Origin of the sequence: Streptomyces sp. RPT161 (assembly GCF_027533845.1) — a bacterium.
GTDB lineage: Bacteria > Actinomycetota > Actinomycetes > Streptomycetales > Streptomycetaceae > Streptantibioticus_A > Streptantibioticus_A silvisoli_A.
Map to the genome: position 1 here is coordinate 1 of NZ_JAPZVN010000133.1, position 268 is coordinate 268.

Annotated in this window: 1 protein-coding gene; it reads left to right on the forward strand. The window is 70.1% G+C overall.

The window, feature by feature from the left end; translation table 11 throughout:
* Positions 1 to 268, forward strand: a 268-nt coding sequence (locus O5O46_RS35245) for a beta-ketoacyl synthase N-terminal-like domain-containing protein (RefSeq protein ID WP_269859766.1), incomplete at both ends; no start/stop codon positions are given.

A 268-nucleotide genomic window follows, 5' to 3' on the forward strand; every position in this document is an offset into this window, starting at 1 on the left:
CGCCCAGGCAGCGATCACCGGTCCCGTGGTGCGGGCGGCGGACGACGATCCGATCGCGATCGTCGCGATGAGCTGCCGCTTCCCCGGCGGTGTGCGGTCGCCGGAGGACCTGTGGGAGCTGTTGGCATCCGGTGGCGACGCCATTTCCGGGCTGCCCATGGACCGCGGCTGGCACGTCGAGTCGCTATACGACCCCGACCCGGATGCCTCGGGCTCGATGTACACCCGCGAGGGCGGCTTCCTCTACGACGCAGCTGACTTCGATCCG